We start from the raw sequence: 17,104 nt of genomic DNA, 5'->3' as shown, positions 1-17,104 counted from the left end.
TTAAGTGATATGATGAACACTTCAACCGAACCTGTTATCCTTAAACTAGGAGGCAGCGCCATTACTGACAAAGGCGCATACGAAGGGGTTGTAAAAAAAGCTGACCTTCTCAGAATTGCGCGGGAAGTTTCAGGCTTCAGGGGAAAAATGATTGTCGTACACGGAGCCGGGTCTTTCGGGCATACCTATGCCAAAAAGTATGGGCTTGACAGGACATTTGACCCTGAAGGGGCGATTGTAACCCATGAATCCGTAAAGAAACTTGCTTCAAAGGTGGTGGATGCCCTGAATAGTTTCGGAGTCAGGGCCATTGCCGTGCATCCTATGGGCTGTGCGGTGTGCAGAAACGGGAGGATAGAGAGCATGTACCTTGACAGCATAAAACTCATGCTCGAAAAAGGCTTTGTGCCTGTACTGCATGGAGATGTTGCCATGGACATTGAACTCGGGACCTGCATCCTTTCCGGAGACCAGATCGTTCCTTATCTGGCAAAGGAACTTGGGATTACCAGGCTCGGACTAGGCTCGGCTGAGGATGGTGTGCTTGATAAGGAAGGAAAACCCATACCTGAGATAACTCCTGAAAACTTTGAAGAATTCCGACACTGTATAAGAGGTTCCGGAAGTACCGATGTTACAGGCGGGATGCTTGGGAAGGTTCTGGAACTTCTGGAACTCAGCAAAAATTCTAGTATTACTTCCTATATATTCAATGCAGGAAAAGCGGATAATATTTACAGGTTCTTAAATGGGGAATCCATAGGGACCAGGATCAGTCCGGATAAAGGGTATGAAGCATGATCAACACTACCTCCAGGAGAAAGATAGAACATCTGAAGCTCTGCGCTGAAAGTCCGGTTGAAGCCAGACAGGCAAGTGCGGGCTTTGAAGACGTAACCCTGATCCATAGGGCGCTTCCGGAATTAAACATGGATGAGCTTGATCTTTCTGTGGATTTCCTTGGAAAGCGCATTAAAGCTCCATTTTTAATTGCGTCGATTACAGGAGGTCACCCTGATACAATCCCTGTAAATGCTGCACTTGCGGCTGCGGCCGAAGAGCTGGGAGTCGGAATCGGAGTAGGCAGCCAGAGAGCTGCAATTGATGACCCTGCTCAGGAAGATTCCTTCAGGATTGTCAGGGACGAGGCTCCGAATGCCTTTGTCTACGGAAATGTTGGAGCTGCCCAGATCCGCCAGTACGGGGTTGAAGGAGTAGAAAAACTCATTGAGATGATTGATGCCGATGCTCTTGCGATTCACCTTAACTTCCTGCAGGAAGCCGTCCAGCCCGAAGGGGATAGGGATGCTACCGGTTGCCTGGACATGATAACTGAAATATGTTCTGGGATCAAAACCCCGGTGATCGTGAAAGAAACAGGGGCAGGTATTTCCAGGGAGGATGCTCTTCTCCTTCAGAAAGCCGGAGCCTCTGCAATCGATGTAGGAGGTGCAGGCGGCACGAGCTGGGCAGGAGTTGAAGTTTACAGGGCAAAAGAAAGCAGGGATGCGGTCTCTGAACGCCTTGGGGAACTTTTCTGGGACTTCGGAATCCCGACTGTTGCCAGCCTGATAGAGTCAAGGGTTTCTCTTCCTCTTATCGCGACTGGTGGAGTACGAAACGGACTTGATATTGCAAAGTCCATTTCTCTTGGAGCCAGTGCGGCAAGTGCAGCTCTGCCTTTTGTGGGGCCTTCTCTTGATGGAAAAGAATCGGTTGTCAGAGTTCTTTCCTGTATGCTTGAAGAGTTCAAAGCTGCAATGTTTCTCTGCGGGTGTGCAAATATCCAGGCGCTGCATAATTCCTCGGTTGTTGTGACCGGATGGACACGCGAATACCTTGAACAGCGCGGTTTTAATGTAAAAGACCTCTCTTTACCAAAGAATGCGCTTTAACCAAAGGAAAGGGATGCAACTGTTAACAATCCCTCTCTTCTATCCTCGTGTGCCTGCATATCCCGTTATAGATTTATTCGATTACAGGTTTATTCAATTGCAGATTTTCCATGATAACGTTTATAGGTAAAACGGAAGTAATGTCTCAAAAGAAATAGTTAATATTAGCTAGAATTGACCCACTTATATGGCTCTGACTCAAACGAATTCAAAAAAATTTATTGATCTCGCTGACTCTTATCAAGGGAAAAGTAGTTAGCTTTGTTTCCCTTTAGATATACCTGAAGAGTAAAAGGATGCAGTTTATTATTAATTTGCATGAAACTACTATATTACTGGATATTATTGGATCAATGTAACATCGTAAAGTAATGAGTTAACTCCGGTAATTCAGATAATTCGGTAATTCAGATAAGTATAATTAGCATAATAGATTTAGCTCAGAATAGAATTTCACGGAATAGAGCTTAATTCCAGGTTATCACTATTACAGAGCGCGAACTAGCTCCTTAAAAATCATTGATTCAGGGATTAATTCAAAGAATTGATCCTTTAAGACCTTTGTTTAAGAATTAGTTTCTTTAAAAAACTTCCGCGTCACTTAAGAAATTGATATATTAAAAGTCATTTCTTATGTTCATTAAATCAGGAACTATTTACGAACTACTGAAGTAAGGAACCAATTATAAAGAAAGTCATTCAGCAAGCAGTAAAATAAATTCCATGTTGAATCGACTGCAATCTGGAAAATACTGGAATAAAGGAAATAATTAGGAATATAAAAATAAATTATTGGACTATAAAAAATAAACATTGGATTATAATAAGTCGTTGGAAAATGGAAGAATAGATCACTTTAGTATAGAATATAGTTGAAAATAGTTTAGTAAAGTCACTTAAACGTAGAAGCTTACCCTTAATCTGGAGTCTGTTTGGAAACAGGCTTTTTGAGAGTAGTTGTAACTAAGGAAGAATACCGAAAGTGAGTATAGAGAATGTTCGGATCCGAATTTCTCTGTAAGTTAGAAGTCCTTTTGGAAATCTTAGTTACATAAGAACAGGATCGGAGTTAGTTTCCGAAAATTCTGGCAGGTCAAAATATTTGTATACTGAAACAAATATATATTTAAAGTGTATTATTCTGCTAGGAACTGCAGCCTGGTGCAATTGATCCAGGAGGGGACTTCTTCAAGGGTATAAAAGTAGCTTTCATAAGTGACTTTTCTAAAAAGATGATTCAATATTATGATTCCATGCTTTTCCATTACACGTTTACATTCATGGTCATTGATTTAAGTCCGTTACCGGATCTGTTTTTGAGGTTTCGGTTTTCATAAGGATAAGATATTCAATAAATTAAATATGAGGTTAAAAAAATATGACTGAAATAGGCATTGTTGCAGTCGGCGGCTATAATGAAATGGGCCGCAACATGACTGCTGTCATTATAGGTGAAGATATTGTTATTCTTGATATGGGACTCAGACTTGACAGGGTTCAAATTCACGAGGATGTCGAGATTGACAAAATGCATTCTCTTGAACTGATCGAGATGGGTGCAATTCCTGATGATACTATTATGAAAGAAATCAACGGGACTGTAAGGGCAATCGTCTGTACTCACGGGCACCTTGACCATGTAGGTGCGATCCCTAAGCTTGCCCACAGGTATAACGCCCCCATACTTGCTACCCCCTATACAGCAGCCATCATCAAGCAACAGATTGAGTCTGAACGCAAATTTGAGGTTTGCAACAGGGTAATCCCTCTGCAGGCAGGTGGGACCTACCAGGTCACGGAAGATATTTCTATAGAATTCATCAGAGTCCAGCACAGTATCATTGACTGTGTACTCGCAGCTGTGCACACTCCGGCAGGAGCTGTCCTTTATGCATGTGACTTCAAGCTGGACAGGACTCCGACAATGGGTGAGGCTCCTGACTTTGACCGCTTCAAATCCCTTGGAAAGGAAGGGGTCATTGCAATGATTACAGAGAGCACGAATGCCGGACGCTCGGGCAAGACTCCTTCCGAACAGATTGCAAAAGACATGGTAAGGGATGTCCTTCTCGGTACGGAAGAATCTGATGTCGGTATGATCATTACGACCTTTGCCTCTCACATTGCCAGGCTCAAAGCGATTATCGAGGCTGCCGAAGAGATGGGCAGGATTCCGGTGCTTATGGGGCGCTCAATGGAACGTTATGTGGGTGCTGCCAGAGATGTCGGTTATCTTGAGCTTCCTTCCAATGTGGAGATTTACGGCACGAGAAAGGATGTCGATAGGGCATTCAAGCGCATCATGCAGGAAGGCAAAAACAAGTATCTGCCTATTGTCACAGGACACCAGGGGGAGCCAGGTTCCATTCTTGTGAGGGTTGCAAACGGGGAAACTCCCTATACAGTTGAGCCTGGGGACAAGATCATTTTCTCTGCAAACGTGATCCCGAGCCCGATGACTCAGGCAAACCGCTATGCTCTTGAAACCAAACTCAAAATGAAGGGCGGCAGGATCTATGACAACGTCCACGTTTCAGGGCACGCATACAGGGAAGACCACTGGGAACTTCTGCGCATGATTAATCCCGAACATGTGATTCCTGCCCACGGAGATATGGAAATGCACGGGCACTACATCGAAATGGCAGAAGATGCGGGGTATGTACTCGGAGATACCGTACACCTTCTCAGAAACGGCGAAGTGTTATATATAGAAGAGTAACCCTATAATGAAAAACCCCGTATCTCGTGATGCTTATGACGCTTGTTGATGAAATTAAAAAAAGAAGTTCTCATGTTGATGCTGCAATTGATGAATTGCTTCCGGTGACCAGCCCCGAGGAGCTGTACAAAGCTTCCCGTTACCTTGTGGATGCCGGGGGAAAGCGCCTTCGTCCGGCAGTTCTCATCCTGGCAGCAGAAGCTGTCGGTTCCGATCTCAAGTCCGTTTTGCCTGCAGCAGTCGCTGTTGAACTTGTACATAATTTCACTCTGATCCATGATGATATAATGGATAAAGACGATATCCGCAGAGGAATGCCTGCAGTCCATGTTAGATGGGGTGAAGCCGGAGCAATTCTTGCAGGCGACACTCTTTATTCCAAAGCTTTCGAAATCCTCTCAAAAGTCGAAAATGAGCCTGTAAGGGTTCTAAAGTGTATGGATATCCTCTCAAAGACCTGTACCGAAATCTGTGAAGGGCAATGGCTTGATATGGACTTCGAAACAAGGGAAAAGGTTACGGAATCCGAGTATATTGAGATGGTGGAAAAGAAGACCTCTGTCCTCTATGCAGCCGCAGCCAAAATCGGTGCCCTCCTCGGAGGATCTTCTGACGAAGTTGCCGAGGCTTTATCCGAATATGGGCGTCTTATAGGAATAGGCTTCCAGATGTATGATGATGTCCTTGATATGATCGCGCCTGAAGAAGTGCTCGGAAAGGTAAGGGGCAGTGACTTAATGGAAGGGAAACACACACTCATTGTCATTGATGCTTTCGGAAAAGGCGTGGAGCTGGGCATCTTTGGAAAAGGTGAAGCTACTATCTCTGAAACAGAAACAGCCGTTCGGACTCTGACCGAATGTGGGTCAATCGGTTATGTGAAAAATCTTGCAATCTCATATATCAATGAAGGTAAGGCAAAACTGGATGTCCTCAGGGACTGTCCCGAAAAAACTCTTCTCCTTCAGATTGCTGACTATATGATCTCAAGAGAATATTGAGGATGAGCTGATTCTGGCTCATCCATATCTCAATTTCTAATTTTTTTGTTTTGTTTCCCACTTTCTTTTTGATCAATATCAATTACTACTGTGATCAATTGATCAATATCAGATACTCTTTTGATGAGTAGCTTATGAGAAAATAAAACATTTAGAACTTTCAAAGTTGAGACCATACAGGAGGCTCTCTACGCTCAGGAAAGTATTTTTCAAAAAAGAGGATTGAAGGCAGGATTTAGTCCTGCCAGAATTCAAATTTAAGATTTATTTTAAACGTCTTTTTATTTTGCGTTTCTCATTTCCATTGTGCTCTGAGCAGCTACGAGTCTTGCAATCGGGACCCTGTATGGTGAGCAGCTCACATAGTCAATGCCTATTTTGTGGGCAAAGGCAATGGATCTCGGCTCTCCGCCGTGTTCTCCGCAGATTCCCATCTTGAGTTTGGGTTTGACGGAGCGGCCTTTCTGTATACCGATCTTCATGATCTCGCCAACACCTTCCTGGTCAAGGACTGCGAAGGGATCGTGTTCAAGGATGCCTGCCTTCTGGTAGATGGGCACGAATTTGGACACGTCGTCCCTGCTGAACCCGAAGGTTGTCTGGGTCAGGTCATTTGTCCCGAAGGAGAAGAAGTCAGCTTCCTGAGCAATCTGGTCTGCAACAATTGCGGCTCTGGGCAGTTCGATCATGGTACCTACTTTGTAGTCAATCTTCATGCCTTTCTCAGCCATTACGGTTTCTGCAGTCTTGCAGACTTCCTCTTTGGTGAGAGTGAGCTCTTTTACAAGGCCAACGAGCGGGATCATTATTTCAGGAATAACTTTCAGTCCTTCGGCAGTAAGCTCACAGGCAGCCTCCATGATTGCGCGCACCTGCATGTTGTAGATTTCAGGATAGGTAATTCCGAGCCTGCAGCCCCTGTGCCCGAGCATGGGGTTGAGTTCCTTAAGGGAAACTACACGCTGGATAACTTTCTTTACCTCATCGATCTTTCCACAGTCTCCTGAAGCTTCAAGTTCTCTGAGCTTTTCATCGAGCTCTTCTTTGTCCGGAAGGAATTCATGCAGAGGCGGGTCAAGGAGTCTTATAGTTACAGGCAGACCTTCCATGCTGCGGAAGATTCCAAGGAAGTCTTCTTTCTGCATTGGGAGCAGTTTCTTGAGGGCCTTCTTCCTTGATTTTTCGTCTTCGGCCATGATCATTTCCCTAACTGCGGGGATTCTGTCTTCTCCAAAGAACATGTGCTCTGTCCTGCAAAGCCCGATACCTTCTGCACCGAGTTCACGGGCAAGAGCTGCATCAGCAGGGTTGTCTGCATTTGTCCTGACTCCGAGAGTCCTGATCTCGTCAGCCCAGATGAGGAGCTTTTTAAGGTCTTCATTTATTTCGGCATCGATCAGGTCTACTTTCCCGATAATGACGCTTCCTATGCTGCCGTCAATCGTGATGTAGTCGTGCTCTTTAATTGTGAAGCCGTTAACCATGAAGAGGGAGCTCTTAATATCGATTGAGATTTCTCCGCAACCAACTACGCAGGGTTTGCCCATGCCCCTTCCAACGACTGCTGCGTGAGAAGTCATTCCTCCGCGAACGGTAAGGACTCCCTGTGCAGCTGCCATTCCTCCTATATCTTCAGGGGAGGTTTCTGTACGAACAAGGATTGTCTTTTCTCCGAGTTCTGCCATTTCTTCAGCAGATTCGGCAGTGAAGACCACCTTTCCGACAGCAGCTCCTGGAGATGCGGGAAGACCCTTTGCTATTACTTCAAGTTTTACTGTCGGGTCAATCCTCGGGTGCAGAAGCAGGTCAATGTGCTCCGCATTAACTCGTTTTACAGCAGTTTCTTTGTCAATGAGCCCTTCTTCTACCATATCGGTTGCGATTTTCACGGCTGCAGCAGCTGTGCGCTTTCCGGTCCTGGTCTGCAGCATGTAGAGTTTTCCTTCCTGGATTGTAAACTCTATGTCCTGCATGTCCTTGAAGTGGGCTTCAAGCTTCTGACAAATGTCCACAAGCTGAGCATAGGCTTCCGGAATTTTGTCCTCGAGGGTGTTTATGAAATCCGGAGTCCTTATTCCTGCAACTACATCTTCGCCCTGTGCATTGATGAGGTATTCCCCGAAGAATTTCTTTTCACCGGTAGACGGGTTTCTGGTAAAAGCAACACCTGTACCTGAGGTATTTCCTCTGTTCCCGTAGACCATTGTCTGTACATTGACGGCTGTGCCCCAGCTGTCATCAATATTATTCAGCTTCCTGTAGGTAATGGCTCTCTGATTATTCCATGAGTCAAAAACAGCGTTGATTGCCATCTGGAGCTGAACTTTGGGATCCTGTGGAAACTCAAACCCTTTTTCGAGTTTGATTATTTCCTTAAATCTCTCTGCTAATTCCTTTAATGCTTTTGAATCAAGGTCAGTGTCGGATTTAACCCCCAGTTCCTTTTTCTTGTCCTCGATTAAGGAATCGAATTTTCTAAATTCAACCCCAAGCACCACGTCCCCAAACATGGCAATAAATCTTCGGTAGCAATCGTAAGCGAATCTTTCATCATTGACTTTGTTTGCGAGTCCGATTACCGATTTGTCCGTAAGTCCCAGATTCAGAACTGTGTCCATCATCCCTGGCATGGACACCCTGGCTCCGGATCTTACGGAAACAAGCAACGGATCTTTGGGATCTCCCAGTTTTTTATCGTTTAATGTTTCCAGTTTATCGATTGCTTCTTCTACCTGTCTGAGCACCTCATCTGGATATTTTTCTTCCTTAAGATAAAGTACACAGACTTCGGTTGTAATTGTAAAACCTGGTGGTACGGGAACTCCAAGATTTGCCATCTCGGCAAGGTTTGCACCCTTACCTCCAAGCAGGTCTTTCATACTACTTTTGCCATCAGTTACATCCTTTCCAAAAAAATATACGAACTTGGACAATGATTCTCCTCCCTGGATCGAGATCATTAATCGGAGTTAGAGTCAAACATTCCTAGACTGTAGGTCTGGTTGTTGCCAACAATGTCCATTTAATATATAAGCTTGTGGTTTACTTTCCCCGTATTTTATACCTTACTCTTTTAAATTATTTAAACTCTATGTATAATATAGGTCTTGCGATATCTTTATATATAATGAACATAGACTACATATGCTTTTCAGTCTATGATATATATTCTTATTCGGGACTGACAGTTTAATCCACTCGAAACCGGGGTATTTCTGCCCTGAGTATAGAGGCATAAACTATTCGTGGCTGATATGAAACGACTCGGTACCGTGCTGCACAGGTCAGGTGTTAGAAACCTGATAATTAGAGGGGATGAGGTAAAACCCGATAACGTCTCAGGTAGTCTTCCAAAATTGAATTCGGTTGTTGTTGACAAGGCTCTGAACCGGATTGGTACAATTGTCAGTGTCTTTGGACCTGTGAACCATCCATATTTTTTAGTGAAGGGCTTTAAGCGAATTCCTGATTCAGAAACTCGGGCTCTCGTCAATGAAAGGGTCTATATTCGGTGAGATCTCTGACATTCGATGAAGATTTTAATCCTTTGTTATGGTCTAACTTTAACAGGTTTATAAGTTTTTCGCTAGTTATAGCCGCGAGTTTTCTTCTCCCTTCTTTTATATATATACTGTAATTTATATGATGCAGACTTGAAATTCAGGGATAAACATATGGTCATGTTAATTTGTAAGGTGATATAATATGGTAGAAGTCGAAAGAGTTCGCTATTCGGACACTCTTGAAAGAGAAAAAATACGTGCCATGATTAAAGCTCGCAAAGAAAAACAAAAGGAGCAAAGTTTTGAGACCGAAAAGGCCGTGTGTCCAGAATGCGGTAGCAGAAACCTAGTTCACGACTATGAGAGAGCGGAGCTCGTGTGTGGGGACTGCGGACTTGTCATTGATGCCGACTTTGTGGATGAAGGACCGGAATGGCGAGCTTTCGATCACGATCAGCGTATGAAGCGTTCCCGTGTGGGTGCGCCCATGACATATACAATACACGACAAAGGTCTTTCCACAATGATTGACTGGAGAAACCGTGACTCCTACGGAAAGTCCATATCTTCCAAAAACCGTGCTCAACTCTATCGTTTAAGAAAATGGCAGCGTAGAATTCGTGTAAGTAACGCAACTGAAAGAAACCTCGCTTTTGCCCTTTCCGAACTGGACAGAATGGCTTCTGCTCTTGGTCTTCCCAGAACTGTCAGGGAAACAGCAGCAGTCGTCTACAGAAAAGCTGTGGACAAGAATCTTATCCGCGGAAGGAGCATTGAAGGTGTAGCCGCAGCAGCTCTTTATGCAGCCTGTCGCCAGTGCAGTGTCCCGAGGACACTTGACGAGATCGAAGAAGTTTCCAGGGTAAGCAGGAAAGAAATCGGAAGGACTTACCGTTTCATTTCTCGAGAACTTGCCTTAAAGCTCATGCCAACTTCTCCAATCGACTATGTTCCGAGGTTCTGCTCAGGGCTTAACCTTAAAGGAGAAGTCCAGTCAAAGAGTGTTGAAATCCTCAGGCAGGCTTCAGAAAAAGAACTCACAAGCGGAAGGGGGCCAACAGGAGTTGCCGCAGCTGCAATTTACATTGCGTCCATTCTCTGCGGAGAGCGCAGGACTCAGCGTGAAGTCGCAGATGTTGCCGGAGTCACGGAAGTTACCATCAGGAACAGGTATAAAGAACTTGCAGAAGAACTGGACATAGAGATCATTCTCTAAACTTTTCTTCTTTTTTATTCAGCCAGCCTGATTATAGGTTCTTCAGGTGGGTGGAGGGTTTAAGTTTTCCCTCTTTTTCTTCCCTTTTCTTTAGAACTGATCTTTTTAGCGTACTTATATATTCTGTTTCCGAGCATCCTTCTTTTTTTAAGGTATATATTTGTAAAAAATGAGTAGATTTATAAAAACTTCGGGTTATAATGCTGACAATCGAGATCTTAAGAGCCATTCTCCTTGGCTTCACTATCGGGCTTACAGGTGCCCTGGTTCCAGGACCGATGTTTTTTGCAACCATAGAGCTTTCTCTCAAGAAAGGCTGGTTTGCAGGTCCGAAGGTTGTACTCGGGCATATGCTGGTTGAGTTTTTTCTCTCTGTTCTAATCCTTCTTGGATTTGCTTCATTTGTCGGCAGCAGCACAATTTCAGCTATTTCCGTTATTGGTGGGCTTGCCCTTGCAGTCTTCGGACTGCTTACGGTAAAGGATGCAAAAGCTGCTGCTTCCGCGGGTATTTCTCCTGAAAAGTCAGACATGAAATTGACTTCAAATCCAGTGGTGTTAGGCCTGATAACCTCAGTCTCCAACCCTTACTTCTGGATCTGGTGGCTGACTGCGGGCAGCGCGCTTGTGCTGAGGGCGTATGAACTGGGGCTTTTTGTCTCAATAGCCTATATTCTCGGACACTGGACAGCGGACCTTAGCTGGTTTACTGCAGTATCCGGGTCTTTCAGCCGTGGAAAAACTCTGTTCTCCGAGCGTACTCATGAAATTATCCTGTACGCCTGCGGAGGGTTTTTGGTGATTTTCGGTTTTTATTTCATGCTTAACTTTAATAATCCCATTCAGCTGTCGTGAAGTAAGACCTTTATTTTTTCTTATTTCCAAAGAATTCCTTTTTTTTCAGTATTTTCCTCAGAGCTTTCCAATAAAGGTCAGATAGATCAATACTCCTCCACTGAATGTGAGTACCCATAAAGCCAGCAGTATTCTCATATTTTTACGGGTTTTCCATTTCCATCTGTTAATAACGAAAATAAAGCCAAAAATCAGGGATATGGCTCCAAAAAGACCATGAATATATATAACTGAAAGAGCCCTTCCGGCAATTGCCACGTTGTAGGCCGAATAAAGCATAAAAAGGACCGATAATACTGCAAGGACGTATCCTCCGGTTGTTAGTTTTCCGTGTCTTTTTATGCTTCCTTTTTTTGTTTTCTTTTGTAATACTATCAGGCTTAGCAAAAATATCAGCAAAACCACAATTTGCAGTCCCAGTGATATCGTTCTCAGGTTATATATGATCATTTCAAGTGCCAGATTACCCCTTCCTTTCCATTTTAACATTTTTTAATTATTTATATTTTACATAATTCAATATATAAATATGTCTTTATAGCAAAATTTTTAACCAAGTTTCCTGTTCGATTTCTGATTGAGAAAACTTAATAACAAAAGGATAGCTTTAGAGTTTCAGAAGGTAGGAGCTCTATGAAGCGGCAATGCATAAAAATTTCCAAAAAGAAAGGAGAACCTGCAAGAAGGGTACTTCTCAGTTTTGAAATTCTGGACAACTCACTGAAAATAGGTTCGGATGAAACCTTTCTTTATCTCCCGCTTTCCAGAGAACCTGCCCCTGAGGAACTGGAAAGCCTGCCTGAAGGCTTCGAGCTTACAGATTTCGATTTCGAGCTCCTGGAGAAAAAACCTGTCCCTGAAGACCTTCTCGGCTTTAACCCTGCTTATGATGTCATAGGGGATATTGCTCTCCTCGAAGACGAGAATCTGGACGCACAGACAGCCTTAAAGATCGCTGATGCCCTCCTCAGGACTCAGCCAAATATAAAATCCGTGGTCAGGCCTCTCACTCCTGTTATCGGAGAATTCCGGATAAGAGAGTTTGAGGTAATAGCAGGCGAGCCCAGGACCGAAACTATACATAGAGAATACGGCTGTCGCTACAAAGTTGACCTTGCAAGGGCTTATTTCACTCCTCGCCTTTCTACTGAGCGCTCAAGAATCCTTTCCTGGGTTAAAGATGGTGATACTGTTGTCGATATGTTTGCCGGAGTAGGTCCTTACAGTATCCTGCTTGCAAAAAGTAAAAAGCCTGCAAAAGTTATAGCAATCGATAAAAACCCTGATGCAGTGTATTACCTGAAAGAAAATATCTCCCTTAACTCCGTAAAAAACATTGAAGCAATAAAAGGCGATGCCAGGGAAGAGGCAAAAAGGTTTGCAGGAATTGCCGACCACGTGATCATGAACCTCCCCCACAGCGCCCACGAGTTCCTTGACTCTGCTGTCCTCCTTACAAAGCCAGGTGGAATTATCCACTACTACGGAATAACCCCTGAAGATGATCTCTTCGAAAGTTCTATCGAACTCATCCGAGAAGCTGCGGAAAAAGTAGGAAGGAAGATTGAAGTTCTGGAGAAAAGGGTAGTCCGCTCATATGCTCCTCACCAGTACAATATATGCATCGAGGCAAAGATTCTCTGAAATCTTGCCTGCTGTCGGCTTCCTGAGTTTCGAAGTATGAGTCCGCTTGTGCGCCGGCACTCATGGGCATCCGGGATAATGTACCAGTAAAGAATTCCTTGAAGGCGGGAAAGAAAGAATTGCAGGACTGGAATTAAGAGCCGTACATAAAAGAAATGCTTAAACATTTGCATGTCAATTTCAATAAAATGCTTAATAGCTGCCTGATTTGCGGGCAAATATATTATATTTTATAATTGTAATTCTTTAATTAAATTGTAATTCTTTAATTATATACGTACAGGGAGCTGGTTTCAGATGTCCACATTTGCCTATATCATGTTAGGCGTTTCAATTCTTATTGTTCTTATATTCGTATGGTTTTACCTCCGGTACTTTAAAAAAAGAGGAAAATAATAGTTGAAATTAAGTTTAAATAAACCAAAAGAGTTAAAAAGTAACCAATAGCTTTTGTTTTTCTTCCTCTTATTATTCATTTTGAAGGAAAGAGATAACTCTTACGAGCGAAATAGTTAAATTCTTAATCGCTCTTTTAAGTCTGCTTATTCTTCAATCCATGTGCCGTCGTGGCTTAGCGGTATAGCGGCTGATTCGTAATCAGCAGGTCGAGGGTTCAAATCCCTCCGGCGGCTATCGGTTTTTTTGGTTCAAAGCCTACTTTCTGGAACTGTGAGACAATGGAAGTATCATCAGTACCTTCTTCCAATATTTTGATTCCAATAAGCCATTAAATACTCCTCACTTCAGAAGCTCAACTATTTTTTCCTAATGTTTTAAAGGAAAAGCTTCTGAGGTTATGATATCTCAGCTGTTTCTAATGATAAAGTTTTGACATTTTGCTGACCATATGGAAAACCCAATGTCTATTTTTAGGCTAAACTTATAATTTATAAAATAATTTGTGGGCTCATAAGAAAAGGCGTTATAGATTGAGAACCTGAGTGAGACGATTTCTTAACTTGAAACATATAATTCATCGAAGAATAACTTCAACATGTGTATTTATTTGCTAGTATATTACTATTAAAGAACATATCAGTCTAGGCTTCACATGGACTAACTAAATTATCGATTTATGTGACTGCAAAATCTTACCAGTTATTTTTTATATATATATACTTGAATATGAGTTAGAGCAATATGCTCATACATAAAATTATTGGCCAAATCATCCAACTAACAAAGATCGAAGAATAATTTCAGGTTCATTTTGAATCTGAAAATCGCATAATTTGAGAATTACACAGAAAACTTATAAGGAGTTGATAAAAAGTAGTTTATAGAGTTTGAAGATTTCCCAAGATCCCGCAAACTCTATAATATCTGCCCTAAGAGGCACAATAAAGTTAGCTTTGCGTATATTTAAGGCTTAGCTTACCTGATTCTGCCTCCTGGGTGCTAAACAGGAGAAAGAATATGAATCGTAATAAAATTGGAACAGGTATATTTGTTTTGGCAATGCTACTTATCGAAGTAGTATTTGTAGCTTCGGCGTCTGCAGACGATTTGACGGTCGTCTCATCAGAAGGTGAAGTTTCGGGAATAAATGAACCAGGACTAAATGACATGCAGATACCTGATTTTGGTCCCCAAACTTTAGATTCTTTGAAAGAAGATTCCAAAGTCTTGACGACAAAGGGACAAATCCCACAGTATACTACTCAAGCAGAAAGACGAAACTGGCTTGGTAAGCTTGATAAGGCTAGACTTAAACTAGGGGATGTATGGAGCCATATGTATATCCAAAAGGTCCAGTAATTGGTTATGGTTTTGATATTAACGGCTATTTTGAGGTTGTGTTTTATGAAGGTATGAATGTTACAGATTCCCAAATTAATGAAATATACAATGTAATAAGTAAAAGAGCAAGTGAAGTATCTATAAAGGAAGCTCCTGTTGTATTCGGTAAAAGCGATTTTATCCAGGATGAAGTGAGTGGTTATGATAGCTATTATCGTCCAATAATTGGCGCTATAAAGGTTACCGGTGAAACTGGTGCCTGTGGAACAATAGGGTATGCTGCTCAAACTGGTTCTGGAACTAAAGGATATGTAACTGTACAACACCTTGGAACTTACGTAGGCTATGATATGTATCAGCCAACATCTGATGCGGCAGGGAGTGTTAGCAAAATCAGTGGTCATTATGCAGATGCATGCTTCGTCCCCTATAGCAATGTGGCTGCAAAAATTCATGTTGGTAGCGGAGTAACTAAAAATGTCAACAGTTATGTATCTTCAGCCCCATCTAATTCATGGAGTGGTTGGGGAGTATATATGTCTGGGACTACCTCAGGCGTAAAAAGTGGAAATGTAGTGGGTTTTCAAAACTTAACCGATGGGCAAATGACATATATTAATATGGTAAAGGCCAATTATATTTCCCAGCCCGGAGATAGTGGAGCTCCAGTCTACAGAGTAATACCTACTACCAATGAATATAGACTGGTAGGGGTTCATAAGGGCACTTTTTACAGTTCTAGGTGGTTCTCGCCAAATTCAGGAGTAATATCCGATTTAGGTGTTACCCCACTCACAGCTTGAAAAGGCACTTAAATTAGCCTTTTCTTTTTTAATAATTTAGTAAAAATTTTAGAGCTCACGGCATTTGAGGTTTAAAATCAAGTTTAATGGATGTTATGGTTAAGTTAATCACTTAGATAGTTTAAATTTTATTGTTATGATCATTAATTCAACTTCACAAGCTATATAGTATTTTTCAAGGGATATATATGACAATCTCAAAGTCTGGTTTTATATATTTAATAGAGTTTCTTTTGATATTTTGTTGCACCATTGGCACTGCCTTTGGAATTAATTATGATGATAATGAGTCAGTTAGGTCGGGTGATTACTTGTATTCAGAAGTGAGTAATGTGGATTATGACTATTATAATTACTTTTTTGGTATGAGCTCACAAGGGAATACTGTAATTACCAGACACGGAGAACTTCCTATACTGGAAACTGAAGAACAAAAAGAAAATTGGAATTCAACCCTTGAAGAGCTCAGTAATAAGTTAAAAGACACTCTTGCTTCCAAATATATGTATCCTCATGGAGAGGTAATTTCCTGCGGAATTAATACCAAGGGATACTTTGTGATTTTGTTCAAGTATGGTAATGTTGATGAGACGTTAATGAATGAAGTATACACTTCAGTAGACAATTCTGCAAAAGAAATGGGTATACAAAATATTCCTGTGGAGTTTGGATATGGAACTTACGGAAATCGAGAAATTATATTGGATATAGAACAGGGTATTATTCACGAGTTTGGAGGAAGTACAAATAATCTTTCTGAATCAGAGATGCATGCTCTTGAAGAATTTATGAAGAAAAAGCCGACGATACCATTGTATAAAAATATTGCAGCTTATGGGAAAATTCCTCTATTAAAAGACCAGAATGAGATAATTGCCTGGGCGGATAAGCTGTCTGCAATTGCTGGTAGCACCCAGGATGAAATCAATCCATATATGGAAAGAGGACAGGTAATAATATACGGAATAGAGCTCACTAGATTAGAAGTCGGAATTAATGAAACTTTGCCTGATGAAGAAAAGAATACTATAGTTAAAGAGATTTACCAGATCATTAATGAAGAAGCAAGAAAACAAAATGTAAATGATGTTCCTGTCATTTTTGACGAGGGAGTATTTGTTAATGAAATCGAGACTGAAGATATAGAGGCATCTGAAGAGACAAATTTATCAGCATCTAAAGACGAAAACACTGCAGAACTTAATAAGTCTAATAATAGTAATTCTGAATCTGATAATGGGGGTAAATCAAGTGAAATTAGCTCTACTCCAGGCTTCAGTTTATTGGGTGGCTTGACCTGTCTTTATGGAGGGTGGAAATTTAGGAAGAACTAATACAGGATTTGAATTCACATAAGTTAGAGCTTACAGGCTTTCAGGATATTATCTCTGAGACAAAGGATAATCGGCTCTGTAGAAATCCTTAAAAATAAAAAATATGAAATTTTCCAAAAAGAGTACTATATTGATACTTTTTGTTGCAATCTTGATTGCTATAATTGCTATCGTGTATTATCTCATTCCAGAACCACACAGTATCTCTGTGAGTATAGTTCACACATAACATTGTTTCATATCAGAAATTCTGCCAGATATTGACGGTATACCAAAAAGTTTGGATCTATTGATATCGAAGAAAAAATCACTGAATTGGTTTATCCCTTAAGGTTTTAGTTATGCCTAGATAGATTATATATTCTCATCGAATTAATGACTTGTGAATATAA

Annotated in this window: 13 protein-coding genes and 1 tRNA gene; 12 read left to right on the top strand and 2 right to left on the bottom strand. The window is 41.7% G+C overall.

Annotated features, from left to right (window positions below; all coding sequences use genetic code 11):
- The first annotated feature begins 12 nt into the window (after positions 1–12).
- From MSHOH_RS19345 to MSHOH_RS19330, 4 genes are all read left to right on the top strand, one after another.
- The gene (locus tag MSHOH_RS19345) at positions 13–801 is read left to right on the top strand and encodes an isopentenyl phosphate kinase (RefSeq protein WP_048143662.1); all 789 of its coding nucleotides are present in this window, start codon (positions 13–15) and stop codon (positions 799–801) included.
- On the top strand, positions 798–1,895 hold the full coding sequence (gene fni, locus MSHOH_RS19340) for a type 2 isopentenyl-diphosphate Delta-isomerase (protein ID WP_048142140.1): 1,098 nt from the start codon (positions 798–800) through the stop codon (positions 1,893–1,895). Before MSHOH_RS19345 ends, fni begins: the two co-directional genes overlap by 4 nt.
- 1,378 nt (positions 1,896–3,273) lie before the next feature.
- A complete protein-coding gene (locus MSHOH_RS19335; RefSeq protein WP_048142138.1) occupies positions 3,274–4,617 on the top strand; it encodes an RNase J family beta-CASP ribonuclease in 1,344 nt (447 codons plus the stop codon).
- A 35-nt stretch (positions 4,618–4,652) separates the two neighbouring features.
- Complete coding sequence (locus MSHOH_RS19330; protein WP_048143661.1) at positions 4,653–5,618, top strand: polyprenyl synthetase family protein; 966 nt, start codon at positions 4,653–4,655, stop codon at positions 5,616–5,618.
- A 281-nt stretch (positions 5,619–5,899) separates the two neighbouring features.
- Here MSHOH_RS19330 and ppdK read toward each other — a convergent pair whose 3' ends face one another.
- Positions 5,900–8,551, bottom strand: a complete 2,652-nt coding sequence (gene ppdK / locus MSHOH_RS19325) for a pyruvate, phosphate dikinase (protein ID WP_048142136.1) — start codon at positions 8,549–8,551, stop codon at positions 5,900–5,902.
- 321 nt (positions 8,552–8,872) lie between these two features.
- Here ppdK and MSHOH_RS19320 point away from each other — a divergent pair, with 321 nt between their 5' ends.
- The 3 genes from MSHOH_RS19320 (at position 8,873) to MSHOH_RS19310 (ending at position 11,191) form a co-directional block, all read left to right on the top strand.
- Entirely contained in the window at positions 8,873–9,133 is a 261-nt protein-coding gene (locus tag MSHOH_RS19320) for a Gar1/Naf1 family protein (protein ID WP_048143660.1), read from the top strand.
- Positions 9,134–9,323: 190 nt separating this feature from the next.
- Complete coding sequence (locus tag MSHOH_RS19315; protein WP_048142134.1) at positions 9,324–10,337, top strand: transcription initiation factor IIB; 1,014 nt, start codon at positions 9,324–9,326, stop codon at positions 10,335–10,337.
- Positions 10,338–10,537: 200 nt separating this feature from the next.
- Positions 10,538–11,191: a LysE family transporter gene (locus MSHOH_RS19310; protein WP_048142133.1), complete on the top strand. Its 654-nt coding sequence runs from the start codon at positions 10,538–10,540 to the stop codon at positions 11,189–11,191.
- Between the two features lie 57 nt (positions 11,192–11,248).
- Here the strand turns inward: MSHOH_RS19310 and MSHOH_RS25425 are convergent, their stop codons facing one another.
- Entirely contained in the window at positions 11,249–11,680 is a 432-nt protein-coding gene (locus MSHOH_RS25425) for a hypothetical protein (RefSeq protein ID WP_239451068.1), read from the bottom strand.
- Positions 11,681–11,824: 144 nt separating this feature from the next.
- Here MSHOH_RS25425 and MSHOH_RS19300 point away from each other — a divergent pair, with 144 nt between their 5' ends.
- The 5 genes from MSHOH_RS19300 to MSHOH_RS19280 all read left to right on the top strand — a co-directional run bounded on the left by MSHOH_RS19300 (position 11,825) and on the right by MSHOH_RS19280 (position 16,712).
- Positions 11,825–12,835 carry a class I SAM-dependent methyltransferase gene (locus tag MSHOH_RS19300; protein WP_048142131.1) on the top strand — a complete coding sequence of 337 codons (1,011 nt, stop codon included), beginning with the start codon at positions 11,825–11,827 and terminating at the stop codon, positions 12,833–12,835.
- Between the two features lie 560 nt (positions 12,836–13,395).
- Positions 13,396–13,467 (top strand) — tRNA-Thr (locus MSHOH_RS19295).
- Positions 13,468–14,251: 784 nt separating this feature from the next.
- On the top strand, positions 14,252–14,593 hold the full coding sequence (locus tag MSHOH_RS19290; RefSeq protein ID WP_048142130.1) for a hypothetical protein: 342 nt from the start codon (positions 14,252–14,254) through the stop codon (positions 14,591–14,593).
- On the top strand, positions 14,560–15,378 hold the full coding sequence (locus MSHOH_RS19285; RefSeq protein WP_048142129.1) for a chymotrypsin family serine protease: 819 nt from the start codon (positions 14,560–14,562) through the stop codon (positions 15,376–15,378). Before MSHOH_RS19290 ends, MSHOH_RS19285 begins: the two co-directional genes overlap by 34 nt.
- A gap of 188 nt (positions 15,379–15,566) precedes the next feature.
- Positions 15,567–16,712, top strand: coding sequence for a hypothetical protein (locus tag MSHOH_RS19280; protein WP_239451067.1), 1,146 nt, complete (start codon positions 15,567–15,569; stop codon positions 16,710–16,712).
- Positions 16,713–17,104 lie beyond the last annotated feature (392 nt).

The organism is Methanosarcina horonobensis HB-1 = JCM 15518, assembly GCF_000970285.1.
Classification (GTDB): Archaea; Halobacteriota; Methanosarcinia; order Methanosarcinales; family Methanosarcinaceae; genus Methanosarcina; species Methanosarcina horonobensis.
The sequence above is the reverse complement of the archived record's forward strand: the minus strand, read 5'-3'. Positions and strand labels throughout refer to the sequence as shown.

What these genes read in the sequence shown, in the direction of transcription:
- MSHOH_RS19285 (WP_048142129.1), top strand. Translation starts at nt 14,560, where the DNA reads ATGGAGCCATATGTATATCCAAAAGGTCCAGTAATTGGTTATGGTTTT.
- MSHOH_RS19280 (WP_239451067.1), top strand. Translation starts at nt 15,567, where the DNA reads ATGACAATCTCAAAGTCTGGTTTTATATATTTAATAGAGTTTCTTTTG.
- MSHOH_RS19290 (WP_048142130.1), top strand. Translation starts at nt 14,252, where the DNA reads ATGAATCGTAATAAAATTGGAACAGGTATATTTGTTTTGGCAATGCTA.
- fni (WP_048142140.1), top strand. Translation starts at nt 798, where the DNA reads ATGATCAACACTACCTCCAGGAGAAAGATAGAACATCTGAAGCTCTGC.
- MSHOH_RS19320 (WP_048143660.1), top strand. Translation starts at nt 8,873, where the DNA reads ATGAAACGACTCGGTACCGTGCTGCACAGGTCAGGTGTTAGAAACCTG.
- MSHOH_RS19315 (WP_048142134.1), top strand. Translation starts at nt 9,324, where the DNA reads ATGGTAGAAGTCGAAAGAGTTCGCTATTCGGACACTCTTGAAAGAGAA.
- MSHOH_RS19345 (WP_048143662.1), top strand. Translation starts at nt 13, where the DNA reads ATGAACACTTCAACCGAACCTGTTATCCTTAAACTAGGAGGCAGCGCC.
- MSHOH_RS25425 (WP_239451068.1), bottom strand. Translation starts at nt 11,680, where the DNA reads ATGTTAAAATGGAAAGGAAGGGGTAATCTGGCACTTGAAATGATCATA.
- MSHOH_RS19300 (WP_048142131.1), top strand. Translation starts at nt 11,825, where the DNA reads ATGAAGCGGCAATGCATAAAAATTTCCAAAAAGAAAGGAGAACCTGCA.
- MSHOH_RS19330 (WP_048143661.1), top strand. Translation starts at nt 4,653, where the DNA reads ATGACGCTTGTTGATGAAATTAAAAAAAGAAGTTCTCATGTTGATGCT.
- MSHOH_RS19310 (WP_048142133.1), top strand. Translation starts at nt 10,538, where the DNA reads ATGCTGACAATCGAGATCTTAAGAGCCATTCTCCTTGGCTTCACTATC.
- MSHOH_RS19335 (WP_048142138.1), top strand. Translation starts at nt 3,274, where the DNA reads ATGACTGAAATAGGCATTGTTGCAGTCGGCGGCTATAATGAAATGGGC.